The organism is Pacificispira sp. HM-600 (genome assembly GCF_977993705.1).
The window spans coordinates 2301668-2318762 of record NZ_OZ388079.1 but is presented as its reverse complement, the minus strand read 5'-3'; the positions used below and the strand labels follow the sequence as shown (position 1 = coordinate 2318762).

Below are 17095 nucleotides of genomic sequence, written 5' to 3'. Positions count from 1 at the left end.
GTCGTACCCGTGATAGAGCAACACGATGCGATCACCATGGAACGTACAGAACACCCGGATCAGAACCATCCTGTCAGCACCTGCCAGACCCGACGGCGCCTCCACTCCGGCTGCTGAGAGGATCGCCCGCAACGACCGACGCACGCGGAACTCGTAGAGTCCGTCGCCGAGAGGCTTGCCCCACTCGCCTGGCAGATGTCGATCCCGTGGACCTTCAGCACCTGGTTGATCGCCGCTGCGAGCACCGCCTGCTCATAGCCGCCGAGCTTCGAGAAGAAGCGTTCGAAATCGTGACCCTCGTACTCGATGGTCCATCCGCGCGCGTCTCTGCCCATCCGCGCGTCTCTGTCCATCCGCGCGAAGGTATCTCACCCCGACCACAACGACGGAGAGTGCCCCCCTCCGGAACACGACGTGGTCGCGAGTGCGAGCAAGCGGGTGTTCTAACCTTGTCCGGTGAGCAAGCGCCCGAAGAATTCCCGCCCTTCGTCTCGCCAGGGTCCGCCGCGGGGCGCCGCGTTCGGGGTCGGCGCCGCCCGCAGGACTCAGGCCGAGCCGGAACTGCACCGCGAGGTCGACCGCCTCCTGCTCAGCGCGTCGGCGCTGGACCTGCTGGCGTACGCGAGCACACTGGTCGCGTCGATCGAGCCGGCGGGTCCCCTCAAGCCGCCACGCACCGGTGTTCCCAGTCTGACGGAGCTGATCGCGATGTTCCGTGACACCGGCGCCCGCGCCACGGATGCGCTGCTGCTGGTGCTCACCGCGCTCGACGGAGACGAGATGCTCGCGCGTCGGATCTCCGGCGAGGTCACAGCGCGACGACATCCTCTCCCGACGTGGTTGACGCAGCTCGACAGATTCCAGCCCGCTCGCGCGGTCGGGCTGGGTCATGTGCTCGGCGACGGAGAGAACATCGTCGTGGGCATCGACTCGCCTGCTGGTGAACTGACCTTCCTGTTCTATGTCGACCACAACGAGGGCACCGCCGTCAAGGATGCCTACTTGCTCGACGTGCCGTTCACCGAGGTCACCGGGCGGCTCGGGGAGCTGGCACGCGACGAAGTAGGCACGACGACCATCGACCTCTCCCTGGCCGACGCCCGCGCGCGCATCGAGCAGGCCATCGAGACGGGCCGGATGATGTATCCGCCGTTCGAAACTGACACCTGGCCGTCGGCGCGGCCACTGGCCGAGTGGATGCTTCGACGGATGCCGCCGGGCGGCGTCGGATACCCGGATGCCGCCGACGCCGTCGATGAACTCGACACGACAGCGCTCGTGGACCAGCTTGCGAACACGTCCAGCTCCCTAGACTTCGACAGACGTGACGGCTCGGACGATCGCGACATCGCCGAGACCCTGCTGGAACTCACCGCGAACTACTTCGGCGGCGATCCGCTGCGCTGGAGCCCGGTCACCGTCGAGATCCTGTTGACAGACCTGTTCCCGCGGAAGGTGCACGCTGACCGGCGATACCTGAGCCGGATCCCCGAGATCATGCGCACGGTGGTCACCTTCGCGCACAAGACGCGAGAGGTACCCGCTCGGCTCACTGCGGACACGCTCGACTCCGTCGACCGCTTCGAGCCCGAATACCGACGCCTCACCGGAGCGCCCCGCGACGCACGCGCAGATCTGACCCGCCAATTCTCACCCGACGACCCCGACGCGTACTACAAGGCGCTGCTCGCTGCGGCGTGCGGAAGCGTCGAAGCTATCGAGTCTCTCGACCTTTCGCCGCTGCCCGCCGAGTCGGTCCGTCTGGACGCCGTCGAGCCGGACATCCGCGAACGTGTGGCTGCCATTGCGAGAACCGCCGGAGATGCCGGCGCCGAGCTGTTCGATCCCGAGTTGCGCACCGTCGCGCATCGGATCGTCACGCGGATCGCGGCATCCGATCCGAATATCTTCCGCCGCAACTCGAAGCCAGAGATGACGGCGGCGGCGGCGCTGTGGATCAGCGGGACGGTCAACGATCAGTTCCGGCGTGTGACGGTGAAGGCGATGATGGCTCACCTCGGCCTCACCGGCAGCCCTGCGCAGCGTGCCGAGCCGATGCTGCGGGCACTCGGTGTCGAGCGGGTCAGCGGCTGGGCCTATGACGCGACCCTCGGCGACCCGGGGCTGCTGATCTCCGAACGGCGCCGCTCACTGGCCGAGCACTGGGCATGGGTGAACGGCGAGACGGAGCATCCCGATCACGACTAGGCAGCATGCCCGCACTTTCTTCACGGCGAGCGCCCACAACAGCCGGCAGACTCGCTCAGCACAAGCGGTTCGTGTGAAGCCGACCCATAACTCAGCCGATCTGACCACGGCGGCGGCGAGGTCGCCCCAGGTGGCCCGATCGCCAGTGCCCCCGCCGGTACCGACCCGACCGGTACAGGTCAATCTGATCGGAACGGGCCGACCTGATCACGACATACCAATTCACCTGCGGGGTCCGACCCCACCGGAAGTTCGTTCGATGAAACGCCCCCACTTCAAAGTCCGCGAGTTCGCGAGTCCGGCGGCTGTTGCCATCCGGTTGCCGACAAACCCGCAGAATCACGCGGCGGCGGACCAGTCACGAGGTACCGAGTGGGTGGCTCCGACCGCGTCGACCCCGACGTGGTCGTGACCGACGGTTAAGAACCCCAGATCAGCGGCAACATCGTAGCAACAATTGAACGAGAATCAAATGGAACGAGCCCCGTCCCGGCTGATCGAGATCAACTGAAACGGGGCCCAAAATGGCGAAGAGGGGATAGTGGGATTTGAGCCCATACAGGAATGCCTTTCGGCGGTGCCCGTAGCGGGTACTTCGCTGTCATTCCGCGGGTGTCGACCTTTCAAGCGCACACCCGGCCGGTTGCACGCGCTAATCCGAGCCGGATACGTGACCGTGGCGGTGGACGAGAGATGTGGGATTCGTCAGGATGAGCGGATGACGTCGTTGACGGGCCTGAGCGCCGCGAGTTGTGCATTCGCTGATCTAGCGACCCGGGTGGATGCGCATGCGTCCGTGCGTAACGAGAGCTGGCCGACGGCAGGCGCGATGATCGACCACCTCGGCAACATCCAGGCGTGGGCGACGGACGCCGTGCGCGTCGGCACGCCCGCGGACCGCAGCAAGTACACGCGCCCGGCTGAGCGCGAACGGGTCGAATGGTTTCAGGAGACCAGTGCCGCTCTGGTGGAAACGCTCGAGAAGACCGATCCGGCCCGCGAGTGCTGGACGCTCTGGAGCGCGGAGCCGGTCGTTTCGTTCAGGCAGCGGCGCATGACCAACGAGGCTGGGAAGCACCTCTGGGACCTGCGCACCGCCATCGATTCCGAACCGCCGATGCCCGCTGAAATCAGCCTCGCGGAGCGGGCGAACATCATGGACGAGTTCGTCGACGCGCTCGTGCCGGCAGCGCGCACACGCGAGATCGAACCATTACCGCGCCACGTGCTCCTCGTTGCCCAGGACCTTTGGACGGACATGGCTGCTCATATTCGATCGACGCCCAGCAAACAAGACACGCCAAAGGGGCGGTTAGGGCGCCGATGGTTGCCGTGTCGCCTCGCTGACTGCGATCGTCCCTCTTGACCGCTTCAACCGACATCGGCGTCGCGCAACCGCGATATCGCGTATGCGATGAGATTCTCGACCGCGGTCGCCGCAGAACGCCGTCCCTTGGCGTCGAAGGACACCAGTCAGGTGCCGAGCTGGGGGTCTGTGTGAGTGCGATCATCAGCAAGGGTTCTCACTGTCTGGAGGCAGCGCTAACCTGAGGACATGTCTCGCCTAGATCGAATCGTCGTCGACCCCGACGTGGTGCACGGGCGCCCCGCGATTCGAGGCACGCGCGTACGCGTCGCGGATGTGCTGTCGCTCCTTGCCTCCGGAGCGACGACGACGGAAATTCTTGAGGACTACCCCTATCTGACTGCCGAGGACGTAAAGGCATCCCTCGAATACGCGGCGGCGCAGTCCAACCACGCGATCCTCACCGCCTCGTAGTCCGTGCGCTTCCTGATCGATGCGCAACTCCCGCCAGCGCTGGCGCGGATGCTGGCCGAGCATGGCCACATCGCCGAGCATGTGACAGATGTCGGGCCCTGCGACGCTGCCGACCTCACGCTCTGGAACTACGCCCTCGAACACGGCGCCGTCCTCGTCACCAAAGACGAAGACTTCCGTGACATGCTCCTGCTCAGCGGCAGCCCACCAGCCGTCGTCTGGGTGCGAGTCGGAAATACCCGGCGCCAGGCCCTTCTGGACTGGTTCGAACCGCTGATCGATAGGGTCGTCGAACTCATCGACTCCGGAAACGACCTCCTCGAACTCCGCTGAGCCCACCGGGTGGTCACACTAGGTATTGTCCGATCCGACCACTCGAGTTCACACCAAACTCCGTCCGCGCCCGGTAACGGACCGACTAGTGCGCTATCCACCCACGGTCTGCCAGATGGCGTACTCGTCGTACTCGTTGTCGGCGATGCACTCGTAGGCCAGGACCGACGCTGTGGTCAGTCCCTCACCACCGAACCATCGCGAGAGAACCTCGGGCCCGGCTTGCGCATCACCCGCATCGTCGATCACGAATGGCGTCCACCCGAGGTAGTCTCCGCCGAACGATTTTCCGCCCGCGTTGAAGCTGCTCACGCTCGCTGAAATCGACCACTCGGGACATCCGTTGCGCGTATCGGTGACGCGGATCGGGTTCAGCGACCCTGCAGCAGCGAAGTGATCTCCTTCTTCGGTCGCCACACCCAGGTCGATCAGCGTCGACGTGCCGTCGACCGCCCAGACGAGCTCACCCGGTACCGCTTGAGGAACTTCAACCTGTACCTGCTGGCCTGACGCGTCGGCGTCTGCCGGCGCCGCGCAGCTGTAGCTGCTCGCGTCATGCAGGTCTCCCGACCCGTTGTACGCCGGGTAGTTCGGGTACCGACAGATCGGCTTCGACGCAACCGTAGCGCCGGCCCTCACCGCGGTCGCTGTCAGTGACTGCGCAGGCGTAGTGCCGTCGTTCACCCATCCGGTGAGTGAGTCGTAGAGGTCGACGTTGGCTGCGATCTGTGTGCCGCTCGCATCCGACGGCGCCCCGCCATGTCCGGTGTTGGGCACGACGTAGTAGGCGACCGAACCGTCGACGGCCTCCTGACCATGCCTGACACGTAGGGGACCGCCAACTTCGCCCCGCGTGCTCTCGCGTGCTTGGCGAGGCCCTCCCAGTAGGGGATGGCGACGTCATCCCACTGGTAGGAGAGAACTTCTCGCGTTTCCGGCGGCCATGAGGTCGTGATCCAATTCGGCGTCTTCTCGCCCCGAGCGCCGGGAAGTCCCGACATCAGAACGACGGTCGGCACCCCCAGCTCGCTTGCGACATCGATGGCGTCTCGGACGACCTTGTCATGCTGGGCGCCCTCAACAGGGTGGAGCTGGTTCCCATTGGCGTTCAACGCGCTAAGACTCAACCGGCGACTCGTGACGGACTCCATGAGGGACGCCCGCGCCGCCGAGCTTCTGACCATCAGCGGGAGGTCTGTGTGAGGCGACTCTGACCCAGTTCCCAGTCGCGATCTCGACCGTGTCGAGGTGCAATTCCACGGCGAGGTCGAGGGCCTCCTCGAAGGGTCTGCTTCCGATGGAGTCGGTGATGAGTCCCAGCTTCATTACTGTCCGTTCTGTGCGATGGCAAGTTGCAGTCAGACGCGGCCGACGGCTTGGATATCTTCGTGGAACTGCGCCGCGATCTCAGCGGAGACGGTGGCTCTGGTCCCAACGATCGCGGATATGTAATCGTCCATGAATGGCCCCTCGGGATCATCTGCTCCCGAGTTCAGCGCGTTCTCCAGCGCCGCCTGCGACGCCTTCCGTGCCGCGTACTCGATGTCAGCGGGCGAGAAGCCCTCAGTCATCGCTACCAAGGCAACCGCATCCACGCCGACCGCTGCGTCCGGGATGTATCTTTCCCATATCGCGCTCCGCGCTTGGTGGTCGGGCAGGCCGATCGGGATGACGTAATCGAAGCGACCATGACGGAGGAATGCGGCGTCGAGCGCGCGGATGAAGTTGGTGGCGCAGATCAACAGCCGTCCGGGCTGCTCTCGAAATGCCGGGATTATTTTCAGTAGTTCATTAGTCACGCCCTGGGTGGGTGATGGCGGCTCGCCCTGGCGACGCGATGCGATCTCTTCGACCTCGTCGATGAAGACCACGGTGTGTTCGAGTTCCGAGATTGTGGCGAACGTTTCCCGCAGAGCACCAGCGAGGCCGGCAGGATGCGACGCGAGCCGTGAAGGAAAGACCTCAACGAACGTCCATTCGAGCCGCGATGCGATCGCTTTTGCGAAAGTTGTCTTGCCTGTCCCCGGCGGCCCGAAAAGCACGATCGAGCGCGGTGGCACAACACCGAACCGATCTGCGAGCTGTGATTGGGCGAGCGGCATCACTACGCGTCGTTCCAACAAGTCTTTTTCTGCTGTCATCCCCCCGACCGAGTCCCACAGCCCACGGGGAAGCACACGACCGCCCAGCTCGGCGAGCAGTCTCAGTTGTTCACGCTGAACGGGGATGCGGCGTTCGAAGTAATGCAGATCCTGCTTCAGCGCGAAACCCTGCCGCAGAAACGCGCCGACCCTCGTCTCTGCTGCTGGCATCAACGCGGACATCTTCGAGATACCCGCCGCAGCCATCCGAGACTCCAGAGCGGCGAGGAGCGAGGACCCTATGCCAGTCCCGCGCACCGCGTCCGCGGTGGCGAGGAACACGACCCACCCCTGAGCATGAGCCACACGACCGATCGCGGCACCAACCACGTCGTCGCCGACCACTGCGACAACGGCGTGATCCTTCGCGCATGACGCGAGGACATCCGAGATCCCGTAGACCGGCTCTGCGTTCGAAGCCAGAGTCTGCTCCCAGAGTCGAAGAATGCCATCGACATCGTCGGGGTGATAGTCACGCACGCGCCAGCCGGTCATGAGGATCCTCCTTGCGGCAGCGGCCGCGGCCCCGACACCGCGGTGGGAGTGCGCCCGCCAATGTCCTCCACGTCTGCCTCACACGGATGTATGAGACACGCTTCAGTGCGAACCGTCGATGTCGGCCGCGGGAGCCCGCATCACTCTTGGTTGCTCTTCTGCTTCCTTTTCGAGCTCCTTGACGAGATCCGATCCGCTTCCCAGAGTGCGCTCGAGCTCATGAGCAAGAGATTCCAGCTCCGCACCGCCCGCCATCATGCTGGTCAACTCGTCGAGTGTGATGTCCTTCTTCTCGAAGTTCCCGAGGCTGGTCCCGCGATTGAGCAGAAGGAATCGGTCTCCGACCGGATAGGCGTGGTGCGGGTTGTGCGTGATGAACACGACCCCGAGGCCCCTGTCCCGCGATCGGGCGATGTACTTGAGGACGACGCCGGATTGCTTCACGCCCAGAGCAGCTGTGGGCTCATCCAGGATGAGCACCCTGGCACCGAAATACACGGCCCGGGCAATCGCGACGCACTGCCGCTCGCCACCCGATAGCGTGCCAATGGGCTGGTCGACATCTCGCAGGTCGATGCCCATGTTGGCGAGTTCGGTGAAGGTGATCTGCTTCATCCGCTTAACGTCCAGGCGGCGGAAAGGGCCGCGGCCCTTGGTGATCTCGGACCCGAGGAAGAAGTTGCGCCACACCGGCATCAGAGGAACAACGGCGAGGTCCTGGTAGACCGTCGCGATTCCGGCATCGAGTGCGGCCCTCGGCGACGAGAACGTCACCGGCTCACCATCCAGAAGCATCGTGCCTTCGCTCGGAGCATGCGCACCGGCGAGCATCTTGATGAAGGTCGACTTGCCGGCGCCGTTGTCACCGAGCACACAGGTCACCTGCCCGGCGGCGACGGTCGTCGACACGTTCGAGAGCGCATTGATGGGTCCGTAGCTCTTGCCGATATCGCGTACTTCGACGATCGGCGTGCCGGTGACTATTGAGGTACTCATTTACTTCCTCCCGCTCGCAAACGCACCCAGTGATTCAAGAAGACGGCGAGTAGCAGCATCGCTCCGAGAACCGTGCGCAGCCAGTTCGTGTCCCATTGAGCGAAGGTGATGCCCTGGAAGACCATGCCGTAGATCAGTGCACCGAGGGCCGCACCGATCGCGGATCCGTAACCTCCGGTCAGCAGGCACCCACCGACGACAGCGCAGATAATGTAGATGAACTCCTGACCGACACCGGTGTTCGCCTGAACAGTGGATGTGCGAAAGAGCGAGATCATTCCGACGAGCCAGGCGGCGCCCGCCGTGGTCATGAACAGCCCGACCTTGGTCTTCATGACCGGGACCCCGATCTGACGGGAAGAGTTCAGCGCACCGCCGACGGCGAAGATCCAGTTGCCCGCGCGGGTGCGGAGGAGGATCCACGTTGCGATCGCGGCGACGAGGAACCACCACAGCACCGAGATGTAGAAGTTGCCGCCGCCGATCTGAATCGAGGCGCCAAAGAGGGGCTGGATCGTGTCGTAGAAGGGCACGCTCGTCATGCCCTGGATGGCGACCTGCCCGGTGAGGAGCTTCGTCACGGCGAGGTCGATGCCCGCGAGGATGAAGAAGGTACCGAGCGTGATGATGAAGCTCGGAAGCCCGGTCTTCATGACCAGGAAGCCGTTCAGCGCGCCGATGGAAAGAGCGGCTACGAGGGATATCACCACGGCCAGCCAAATGTTCAGACCGAACTGGGTCGTCAGTACGCCGACCATGAGAGCGGTGAAGCCGGTCATGACACCCGCGGAGAGGTCGAACTCGCCGCCGATCATGAGCAATGCGACCGCGACCGCCATGATGCCGAACGTCGACGCGGACTCCAGCCAGACGCCCGCGCCGGGCAGCGTCATGAAGCTCTCGGTGTAGACCGAGAAGAAGATCATCACTGCGAGTGCTGCCACCAGGGCGCCCATCTCGGGGCGGGCCATGAAGCGCCGGAATGGTCGCCGCTCCAGCCGGGGGCGTGTGGCGATTGTCACGATGTCCGTCGTAGTCACGTCGGCTCCTTTCTTGGCGATCGGGACCGGGCGGTCATCCGCCCGGTCCCGATCGGGTCCTTATCGAGTGCCGTTGGCTGCGAACTCAGCGACGGCGGCTGCGTTCTCGGCGGTCACGAAGGCGGGACCGGAGTAGATGGCCTGTCCTCCGCCGATGTCGTTGCCGTTCGTGCTCTTCAGGTACAGGGCGGTGATGCCCATGAAGCCCTGCACGTAGGGCTGCTGGTCAACGGCGAAGAGGATCTTCCCGTCTTCGACCGCGGCCACGACATCCTCCGACAGGTCGAAAGTGGCAATCTGCGCAGCACTACCGGACTCTTCCACGGCGCCCACGGCGTCGATGGCGTACTGCCCACCGAGTGTGAGGACGGCATCGATCGAGGGGTCGGCCTGCAGTTTGGACTTGATCGTCGCCTTCACCTCCGCGTCGTTCGTGCCATCCACCTGGAGGTTCTCCATCGATCCACTGAACGCGTCCGTCGCGGCCTTGCACCGCTCCTCGAGCCCGACGTTGCCGGCTTCTTGGATCACGCAAAGTGCTTTGGTTGCGCCTTCGTCGCTCAGGCGCTCGCCGACGGCGGCACCGGCGATCGACTCGCTCTGCCCGATGTGGGTGATGGCGCCGAACTCTGCGAAGCGCTCGAGGCCCGAGTTGATGGTGACGACGGGGATGCCTGCTGCGACGGCCTTCTCGACGCTCTCTTGGACGCCGTCCGGGTTGGCCATGGAGACGACGATCCCATCGACCCCCTGTGCGACCGCGTTGTCGATGAGCTGCGACTGCTTGGCGGGGTCCGGGTCGGAGTTGTATGTCACGTCGGCGCCGTAGTCAGATCCGGCCTGTTCCGCGCCGGACTTGACGCGATCCCAGAACGAGTCGCCGGGCGACGAGTGTGTGACGACGGCGTAGGTCAAGCCCTTTGAGGCGGTGTCTCCGCCGCCATCGGAGTCGGGTGCTGCTTCTTGGCCCGTTCCCGAGCATGCGGTGAGCAGCAGCGCTGCGGTCACGGCAAGCCCGAAGCCGGCGAGGAGGCGCTTCTTCATGTGATTTCCCTTTCGGTGAGGACGCTGTCTTCAGCGATCATGGCGTCCATCTGACGACTGTGTCGGGATCGAGTGTCGCACCCGTCCCGGACTTTGTCAATACATTCTGTCAACGGGCCTATCGCGGTGTACTGTGGGCCGCAGAGAAGGGATGATCTCAATGACCTCGAGAAACCACATCGGAGTGGGACTGGTATCCGTCGGATGGATGGGGCGGCTGCACTCGCGGGCCTATCTTGCTGCGCCACGGCACTACGCCGATCTCCCCGCGCAGACCGAACTGGTCATCGCGGCCGATCCCGACCCCGACAGTCGGAGCCACGCATCCACGAGCCTGGGCTACCGCGAGACCACCGACGACTACCGGGCGGTTCTCGCGCACCCCGACGTTGACGTCGTCTCGATCTGCTCGCCGAACTTCCTCCACCACGAGATCGCACTCGCGGCGATCGCGGCAGGAAAGCCGTTCTGGATCGAGAAGCCGATGGGCCGCGGAGCGCACGAATCCGGGGAGATCGCTCGCGCCGCAACCGATGCGGGCCTGGTCACCTCGGTCGGCTTCAACTATCGGCACGCGCCCGCGATCGCCCATGCACGGCAACTGGTGCGCGATGGCGCCCTGGGGACGATCACCAACGTGCGGGTCAGCCTGCTGGCCGACTACTCTGCCGACCCGGAAGGCGCCCTGACATGGCGATTCAACCGCGAGCGAGCGGGAACCGGGGTGTTGGGAGATCTTCTCTCCCACGGAGCCGATCTCGCGCAGTACGTCGTCGGGCGAATCGCCTCCGTCAGCGGCCTGACCGAGACATTCATCCGAACGCGGCCCCTCCCCTCGGCTGGCGCCGCAAGCCATTTCAGCAAGGGATCGACCGATGGCCCGACCGGTGCGGTAGAGAACGAGGATTACGCCGCCATCATCGCGCGCTTCGAGGGCGGGGCAGTCGGCGTCCTCGAGTCGAGTCGCGTCGCAATCGGCCCACGCGCCGAATATCGGCTCGAGGTGTACGGCACGAAGGGCTCACTCCGCTGGGACTTCCAGCGCCTCAACGAGCTTCGGTTCGCACAGGACACATCCGGCTACCGCACGATCATGGTCGGACCGGGTCACGGCGACTTCGCCCTCTTCCAACCGGGCGCGGGCACCAGCATGGGGTTCGATGACCTCAAGACCATCGAGGCTGCGCTGTTCCTGAGATCTGTCATCGAGAACCGTCAGCTCGCGCCATCGGCTTCGGATGCGTGGTCCGCTGCGGAGATCGTGGAGGCAGCCTCGACCAGTGCCGTATCCGGCGCGTGGGTGGACGTCGCCACCGTGACCGGCAGCACAACGTACGACGCCTGAACGCAGAGAGAGGGCGCCCGGTCACGCCGGGTGCCCTCCCTCTGTTGCTCTAGCCTTCGAACGCCGCCTGGAATGCATCCAGTGCGGCATCGGAGTCCTCACTTGCCCACGCTTCGAGGCCGATGACGCCCGTGTACTCCACGCGGCGCAGAGCTGCGGCGATCGCTTCGTAGCGAATCTCCCCCGTCCCGGGTTCGCAGCGTCCAGGCACATCCGCGATCTGGATCTCGCCGATCCAGGCGAGCGCGCGCTCCACGAGTTCGATGAGATTTCCCTCGCCGATCTGCGCGTGGTAGAGGTCGAGGTTCAGTCGCAGTGCGGGAGAGTCGACAGCCTGGACGAGTGCGAGGGTGTCATCGGCGCGAGCGAACGGTGTTCCCGGATGATCCACCGCCGTGTTCAGATTCTCCAAGGTGAAGACCCGCCCCGCGCGCTCACCGAGCTCGGCGATTTGGCTGAGGGTATCGGCGGCGATGAGCCACTCCGCACCCGACGTCGCCTCCTGGGGCCGAACCGGCAAGCCCTGCGAATCAAGCCCGGTCCCGTGCAGATTCAGCCGTGGGGAATCGATCACATCGGCCATCCGAAGAGATTCCTCGGCCGTCGCGAGCAACTCTGCGATGCCGTCCTCCGTGGTCAAGTCACCCCGCAGATATCCGGTCATTGACGAGAAGGTCGCCCCCGTCGCGGCAAGCGCCGGCAGATCCTTCGTGCTCCAATCCCAGATCTCCACCTCGAAACCACGCTCATGAAGTCGCTCCACCCGCTCGACGAACGGAAGGTCGCGAAACAACATCTCTGCGGAGGCCGCGAGTCGGTAATGCGATGCGCTCATGTTGCTCTCTCGTCTCAGCCGAGGTCGACCGGCACGATGACGCGCTCGGTGGCCGATCGCTGTGCCGCGTCCGCGAGAACCAGAGCGGCGCGGCCGTCCTCGAATGTCGGGCTGGTGGATTCCTCACCGCGGGCGAGCTTGATGAACTCACGAAGCTCGGCGGCATAGGCCACCGAGTACCTCTCCAGGAAGAACTCCTCGTAGGGCGGCTTGGCCTCGACCGCGGTCGCCGTGGAAAGGCTGACCAGGCTCGACGGTGCGTTCGCCACCTGCAACATTCCGATGCCACCGAACGCCTCGATGCGCTGGTCGTAGCCGACGGCGCTGTGGCGCGAATTGACGATCGTGATGATCGCGCCGGACGCCGCCCGAAGGGTTGTGACGGCGGTGTCGAAATCGCCATGCTCCCGGGCGCCCGGGTCGAAGGTCCTGGTGCCGACTGCCGAGACTTCGACGATCTCTGGCAGGAAGAACCGAGCCATGTCGAAATCGTGGATCGTCATGTCGCGGAAGATACCGCCCGACACACCGACATAAGCGGCGGGCGGGGCGGACGGGTCGCGGCTGATGATCGTGAGTTGCTCCAGCGCACCGATCTCACCCGCGGCCACGCGGGCACGCGCGCTCGCGAATGCCGGATCGAAGCGGCGGTTGAAACCGAGCGCCACCGGGACCCCCGCGGCGGCGACCTTAGGACGCAGAGCGTCGACCCGCGCGATGTCGAGATCGATCGGCTTCTCGCAGAGCACGGGGATTCCGGCATCCACCGCCTGAGAGATCAGATCGACGTGCGTGGCCGTCGGAGAAGCGACGAGGATCGCGTCGACCTCACCCGAGGCGAAAACCTCATCGGAGTTGTCCGTCGCCGTGCCTCCGTAGAGGGCCGCGACGCGGTGCGCGCCGTCGACGAACGGATCGGCAATCCACGTGAGGATGGCGTCGGGATCGGCGGCGATGCTCGCGGCGTGCACCTGGCCGATGCGCCCGGTGCCGATGAGGCCGAAGCGGAGGGGTGACTGGGACATCTGTGTTCCTTGTTCTGTCGTTATCGTCGGGGTTTAGAGCCAAGCCCGGAGGGCCTCGCGGTTCACGAGCTGGTCGGCGCCCCGTTCGGCGCGGAAGTCGCTGATCGAGATGTCCGGGCCGTTGAGGACGTCTTGCTCCACGACGACCCAGCCATCGAAGCCGCGCTCATCGACCGCATCCATGACGGCGGCGAGGTCGATGTCGCCGCGACCGAACGCGACGAACGAGCCGGATGCCCAGACCTCCGGCATTCCTCCGCCTGCGGCGAGAACGCGCTGCAGTTCGCCGAGGTCGACGTCTTTCAGGTGCAGGTGGTTGATGCGGTCACCCCAGCGATGGACCGCCTCGAGCGGATCGCCTCCCGCGATGAAGAGGTGGCCGGTGTCGAGCGTGAGGTCGACGTCGACGTTCGCGAGAAACCGGTCGATCTCATCCGGCGACTCGACGAAGGTGCCCGCGTGGTGGTGGAAGGTCGGCTCGAATCCGGCGGCCCGCACCATCGCGGCTGCGCGTTCGGTGTTCGCGACGAGTCGTTCCCACGCGGCGTCGGCGAGAGGGTCGACGGCAGCGCCGCGCCCCGGGGCTGCACGACGGGCAACCGAGCCGTCGTCCGCGAGCGTTGGGAGCGGGAGTCGTGCCGGACTGTTCTCGGCAGCGTCGGAGAAGACCCTCATGGCGTCGCGAAGGTCGGGCAGCGACGCCTCGAATGCCTCGTCATCCGAGAACGGAAGCTGCACCCATCCGCCGGCGAGCTCGAGCCCGTGGCTCTCGAGCCTGCGACGAAGTTCTGTGGAGCGACCGAAGTAGCCCAACGGGCCGAGGTCGACCCCTCCGTAGCCCGCTTCGACCAAGACCTCGAGCATGTCGTCGGGCGCGATCGTCTCGGCGCCCTCGGGGGTCATCTCGAACACCCCGAAGCTCACCGGGGCCCCGGCGATCGAGGCCTTCATACGCCGGCCTCCTCACCGAGGAGCGGCCGCTGAGCGGTGCGCTGCTGTTCGTATTCGCCGCGCGCGCGCCGGGTGGAATCGAGCGTCGACACTTCGGGCACGGGCACGTCCCACCATCCTTCGCCACTCGGCGAGTACAACAGCGGGTCGCTCTCGATGTGAATGAGCGTCGAGCGATCAGAGGCTTTGGCAGCCGTGACCGCCGCCGAAAGATCCGCGATCGCGGAGGCGGTGGCCGCGATCTCGACGACATCGATCCCGTAGCTGCGGGCGTTCATCGCCAGATCGACGGGCAGCACCCGCTCGCCCTGGAAGTTACGGGTCGCGTCGTCGTAGAGCCGGTACTTCGTGCCGAAGCGCTCGGAGCCCACGGTCTCGGAGAGATGACCGATGGATGCGTATCCGTGGTTCTGAATGAGGATGACGATGATTTTGATGCCCTCGGCGACCGCCGTCGCCAGCTCCGAGCTCAGCATCAGGTACGAACCGTCGCCGACCATGACGATGACGTCACGGTCGGATCCGTCAGCAAGCGCACCTCGCTTGACCCCGAGCCCACCGGCGATCTCATACCCCATGCAGGAGTACGCGTACTCGACGTGATAGCCGAGCGGATCCCGCACGCGCCAGAGCTTATGCAGATCGCCGGGGAGCGATCCCGCGGCCTGCACGATGACATCCTCGGGGCCGCTCGCGGACTGTACCGTTCCGATGATCTCGGTCTGACCGGGAAGGGCAAGGCCGGAGGGGACGAAAGCGGCATCGACCGCGGCATCCCACTCGCTCTTCTCTCGGGCGATCCTCGCGCGGTAGTCCGCCGCAACTGCGAACCCCTCGAGCTCGGCCGAAAGCTCCACGAGCGCCTCGCGCGCATCCGCGATCACCGGGAGCTGCGTGCCGTGCTTGTAGGCGTCGAACGCGGCCACGTTGATGTTGACGAACCGCACGCCGGCGCTCTGGAAGGCGGTCCGCGAAGCCGTCGTGAAGTCGCTGTACCGCGTGCCGATGCCGATCACCACGTCGGCCTCGGCGGCGATCCGGTTCGCCGCGGTGGTCCCCGTCGCACCGACCGCCCCGAGGTACTGCGGGTGGTCCCACTGCAGCGATCCGCCGCCGGCCTGCGTCGTACCGACGGGAATGCCGGTCGCTTCGACGAGCGCGCGCAGATGTTCCTCCGCGGTCGAGTAAAGAACGCCACCCCCCGCGACGATGAACGGTCGCTTCGCGCCGCGGATCGCCGCGACCGCGCGCGCGAGGGCATCGCGCTCGGGCCGCGGACGACGGATGTGCCACTCGCGGTCCTGCAAAAAGGCGAGCGGCACGTCGAGGCTCTCCGCCTGCACGTCTTCCGGGAGCGCGATCGTGACCGCGCCGGTCTCTGCGGGGTCTGTCAGCACCCGCATCGCGCCGAGGGCGATCGAGTAGAGCTGCTCGGGGCGCTGCACGCGATCGAAGAACTTCGACAGCGGGCGGAACGCGTCGTTGACCGTCAGGCCGATGTCCCAGGGCTGCTCGAGCTGCTGCAGCACGGGGTCGGCGACCCGGGTGGCGAACGTGTCGCTCGGCAGCAGCAGGGCGGGCAGGCGGTTGGTCGTGGCGAGGGCAGCACCGGTCAGCATATTGGTCGCACCGGGACCGACGGATGCCGCGGACGCAAAGGTCGCGCGACGGCGATGCATCCGCGCGTAGCCGACGGATTGGTGCACCATCGCCTGCTCATTGCGGGCCTGGTAGTACGGCATCAGATCGGGCTGATCGACGTTGGCCTGCCGAAGCGCCTGACCGATCCCTGCGACGTTGCCGTGACCGAAGATGCCGAACACGCCGGGGATCGTCCGTTCCCGGATGTCGCCATCCACCGTCCACTGGTGGGCCAAGAACTCGATGAGCGCCTGGCTGACCGTCATCCGTTTCGTCGCCTGCTTCGTCGCCGCCATCAGTGGTGGCCCTTCTTCTCGTTCGTGTCGGACTTCTCGTTCGTGTACGGCAGACGGGGGTCCACCTCTTGCCCGGTCCAGGTGTCGCGCACCCAGGCGTGGGCCGGATCATCGCTGATCAGCCAGGCACGGTCGGGGTCAGGGCCCGCCATGACGTTCAGGTAGTAGAGGTCGTAGCCCGGAGCTGCCACCGCGGGGCCGTGATACCCGTAGGGCACGAGCGCGATGTCGCCGGTTCGCACCATCGCGTTGATGTCGATATCGCCCGCCGACGACGAGTACGTGCTGAACATGCCGAAGGCGTCGGCATCCGTGGCCTGCGAACCTTCAATGGTCGCGGCCTCGAAGTAGTAGATCTCTTCCAGCCGCGACTCGTGGCCGGGCACATGCTCATCATGCTTGTGCGGCGGGTAGGACGACCAGTTCTCGGCCGGGGTGATGACCTCGCAGACGATGAGGCGTGCCGCATCTAGGGCCTGCGGAGTTCCGAAATTGTGCACCTGACGGCTGGATCGACCGGCCCCCCGCAACTCGAGCGGAGTCTCTGCCGCCGTGATGTGGCGACTCGGCCGGACATCGGTGGTGGGCGACGTCGCGACGGCGACGCGCCCCGCACCGGTGATCGTCGCCGTCGAGGCGGCAGAGAGATACAGCACGTCTGTGGGACCGTCGAAGACCGAGGACCTGCCCGCGAGCACCGTGGTCGTGGCTATGCCCGCCTCGGCGTGCGTCACGGTGAACGACCCCGATAACGGGACGACGATCCGCTCCACACCCGTTTCGGGCAAGGTGAGTTCCTCCCCCGGCGTCAGATGCGTAACGCGCAGCCCCGTGTGCTGCCATCCCGGAGTGGAACCGTCGACGACGCTCTCCCAGCCGTCACGCGCAAGCGCGCCTCGGCGGTGGAACCAGCGCTGGTCGGTGGTGCTCATGCTCTGCTCTCGTCATCGGCGGCGATCAGATGC

At 65.5% G+C, this 17095-nt stretch carries 16 protein-coding genes; 5 read left to right on the top strand and 11 right to left on the bottom strand.

Annotation, left to right across the window (positions count from 1 at the left end; all coding sequences use genetic code 11):
* Window positions 1-59 precede the first annotated feature (59 nt).
* Window positions 60-353, bottom strand: a complete 294-nt coding sequence (locus ACXZ1E_RS11050) for a hypothetical protein (RefSeq protein ID WP_458040549.1) — start codon at window positions 351-353, stop codon at window positions 60-62.
* 103 nt (window positions 354-456) lie between these two features.
* Here ACXZ1E_RS11050 and ACXZ1E_RS11045 point away from each other — a divergent pair, with 103 nt between their 5' ends.
* The 4 genes from ACXZ1E_RS11045 (at window position 457) to ACXZ1E_RS11030 (ending at window position 4321) form a co-directional block, all read left to right on the top strand.
* Entirely contained in the window at window positions 457-2208 is a 1752-nt protein-coding gene (locus ACXZ1E_RS11045; protein WP_458040548.1) for a hypothetical protein, read from the top strand.
* 676 nt (window positions 2209-2884) lie between these two features.
* On the top strand, window positions 2885-3574 hold the full coding sequence (locus tag ACXZ1E_RS11040; protein WP_458040547.1) for a hypothetical protein: 690 nt from the start codon (window positions 2885-2887) through the stop codon (window positions 3572-3574).
* Between the two features lie 189 nt (window positions 3575-3763).
* Entirely contained in the window at window positions 3764-3988 is a 225-nt protein-coding gene (locus ACXZ1E_RS11035) for a DUF433 domain-containing protein (RefSeq protein ID WP_458040546.1), read from the top strand.
* Between the two features lie 3 nt (window positions 3989-3991).
* Window positions 3992-4321 (top strand): DUF5615 family PIN-like protein, encoded by a 330-nt coding sequence (locus ACXZ1E_RS11030; RefSeq protein ID WP_458040545.1) that lies wholly within the window; start codon window positions 3992-3994, stop codon window positions 4319-4321.
* A 93-nt stretch (window positions 4322-4414) separates the two neighbouring features.
* Here the strand turns inward: ACXZ1E_RS11030 and ACXZ1E_RS11025 are convergent, their stop codons facing one another.
* The 5 genes from ACXZ1E_RS11025 to ACXZ1E_RS11005 all read right to left on the bottom strand — a co-directional run bounded on the left by ACXZ1E_RS11025 (window position 4415) and on the right by ACXZ1E_RS11005 (window position 10037).
* A complete protein-coding gene (locus ACXZ1E_RS11025; protein ID WP_458042917.1) occupies window positions 4415-5206 on the bottom strand; it encodes a tannase/feruloyl esterase family alpha/beta hydrolase in 792 nt (263 codons plus the stop codon).
* A 473-nt stretch (window positions 5207-5679) separates the two neighbouring features.
* Window positions 5680-6957, bottom strand: a complete 1278-nt coding sequence (locus ACXZ1E_RS11020; RefSeq protein ID WP_458040544.1) for an ATP-binding protein — start codon at window positions 6955-6957, stop codon at window positions 5680-5682.
* Between the two features lie 102 nt (window positions 6958-7059).
* A complete protein-coding gene (locus ACXZ1E_RS11015; protein ID WP_458040543.1) occupies window positions 7060-7953 on the bottom strand; it encodes an ATP-binding cassette domain-containing protein in 894 nt (297 codons plus the stop codon).
* Complete coding sequence (locus ACXZ1E_RS11010) at window positions 7950-8993, bottom strand: ABC transporter permease (RefSeq protein ID WP_458040542.1); 1044 nt, start codon at window positions 8991-8993, stop codon at window positions 7950-7952. The genes ACXZ1E_RS11015 and ACXZ1E_RS11010 overlap by 4 nt, the downstream gene beginning before the upstream one ends.
* Window positions 8994-9053: 60 nt before the next feature.
* The gene (locus ACXZ1E_RS11005) at window positions 9054-10037 is read right to left on the bottom strand and encodes a sugar ABC transporter substrate-binding protein (protein ID WP_458040541.1); all 984 of its coding nucleotides are present in this window, start codon (window positions 10035-10037) and stop codon (window positions 9054-9056) included.
* Between the two features lie 160 nt (window positions 10038-10197).
* Here ACXZ1E_RS11005 and ACXZ1E_RS11000 point away from each other — a divergent pair, with 160 nt between their 5' ends.
* Window positions 10198-11382: a Gfo/Idh/MocA family protein gene (locus tag ACXZ1E_RS11000; protein WP_458040540.1), complete on the top strand. Its 1185-nt coding sequence runs from the start codon at window positions 10198-10200 to the stop codon at window positions 11380-11382.
* Window positions 11383-11431: 49 nt separating this feature from the next.
* Here ACXZ1E_RS11000 and ACXZ1E_RS10995 read toward each other — a convergent pair whose 3' ends face one another.
* From ACXZ1E_RS10995 to iolB, 5 genes are read right to left on the bottom strand one after another with little or no spacing between them, the layout of a single operon-like run.
* Entirely contained in the window at window positions 11432-12217 is a 786-nt protein-coding gene (locus tag ACXZ1E_RS10995; protein ID WP_458040539.1) for a TIM barrel protein, read from the bottom strand.
* 14 nt (window positions 12218-12231) lie between these two features.
* Window positions 12232-13242 (bottom strand): inositol 2-dehydrogenase, encoded by a 1011-nt coding sequence (iolG, locus tag ACXZ1E_RS10990; protein ID WP_458040538.1) that lies wholly within the window; start codon window positions 13240-13242, stop codon window positions 12232-12234.
* 33 nt (window positions 13243-13275) lie between these two features.
* Window positions 13276-14193, bottom strand: coding sequence for a sugar phosphate isomerase/epimerase family protein (locus ACXZ1E_RS10985; protein ID WP_458040537.1), 918 nt, complete (start codon window positions 14191-14193; stop codon window positions 13276-13278).
* Window positions 14190-16130, bottom strand: a complete 1941-nt coding sequence (gene iolD, locus ACXZ1E_RS10980) for a 3D-(3,5/4)-trihydroxycyclohexane-1,2-dione acylhydrolase (decyclizing) (RefSeq protein WP_458040536.1) — start codon at window positions 16128-16130, stop codon at window positions 14190-14192. Before iolD ends, ACXZ1E_RS10985 begins: the two co-directional genes overlap by 4 nt.
* Window positions 16130-17062 (bottom strand): 5-deoxy-glucuronate isomerase, encoded by a 933-nt coding sequence (gene iolB, locus ACXZ1E_RS10975; RefSeq protein WP_458040535.1) that lies wholly within the window; start codon window positions 17060-17062, stop codon window positions 16130-16132. Before iolB ends, iolD begins: the two co-directional genes overlap by 1 nt.
* Window positions 17063-17095: the final 33 nt, after the last annotated feature.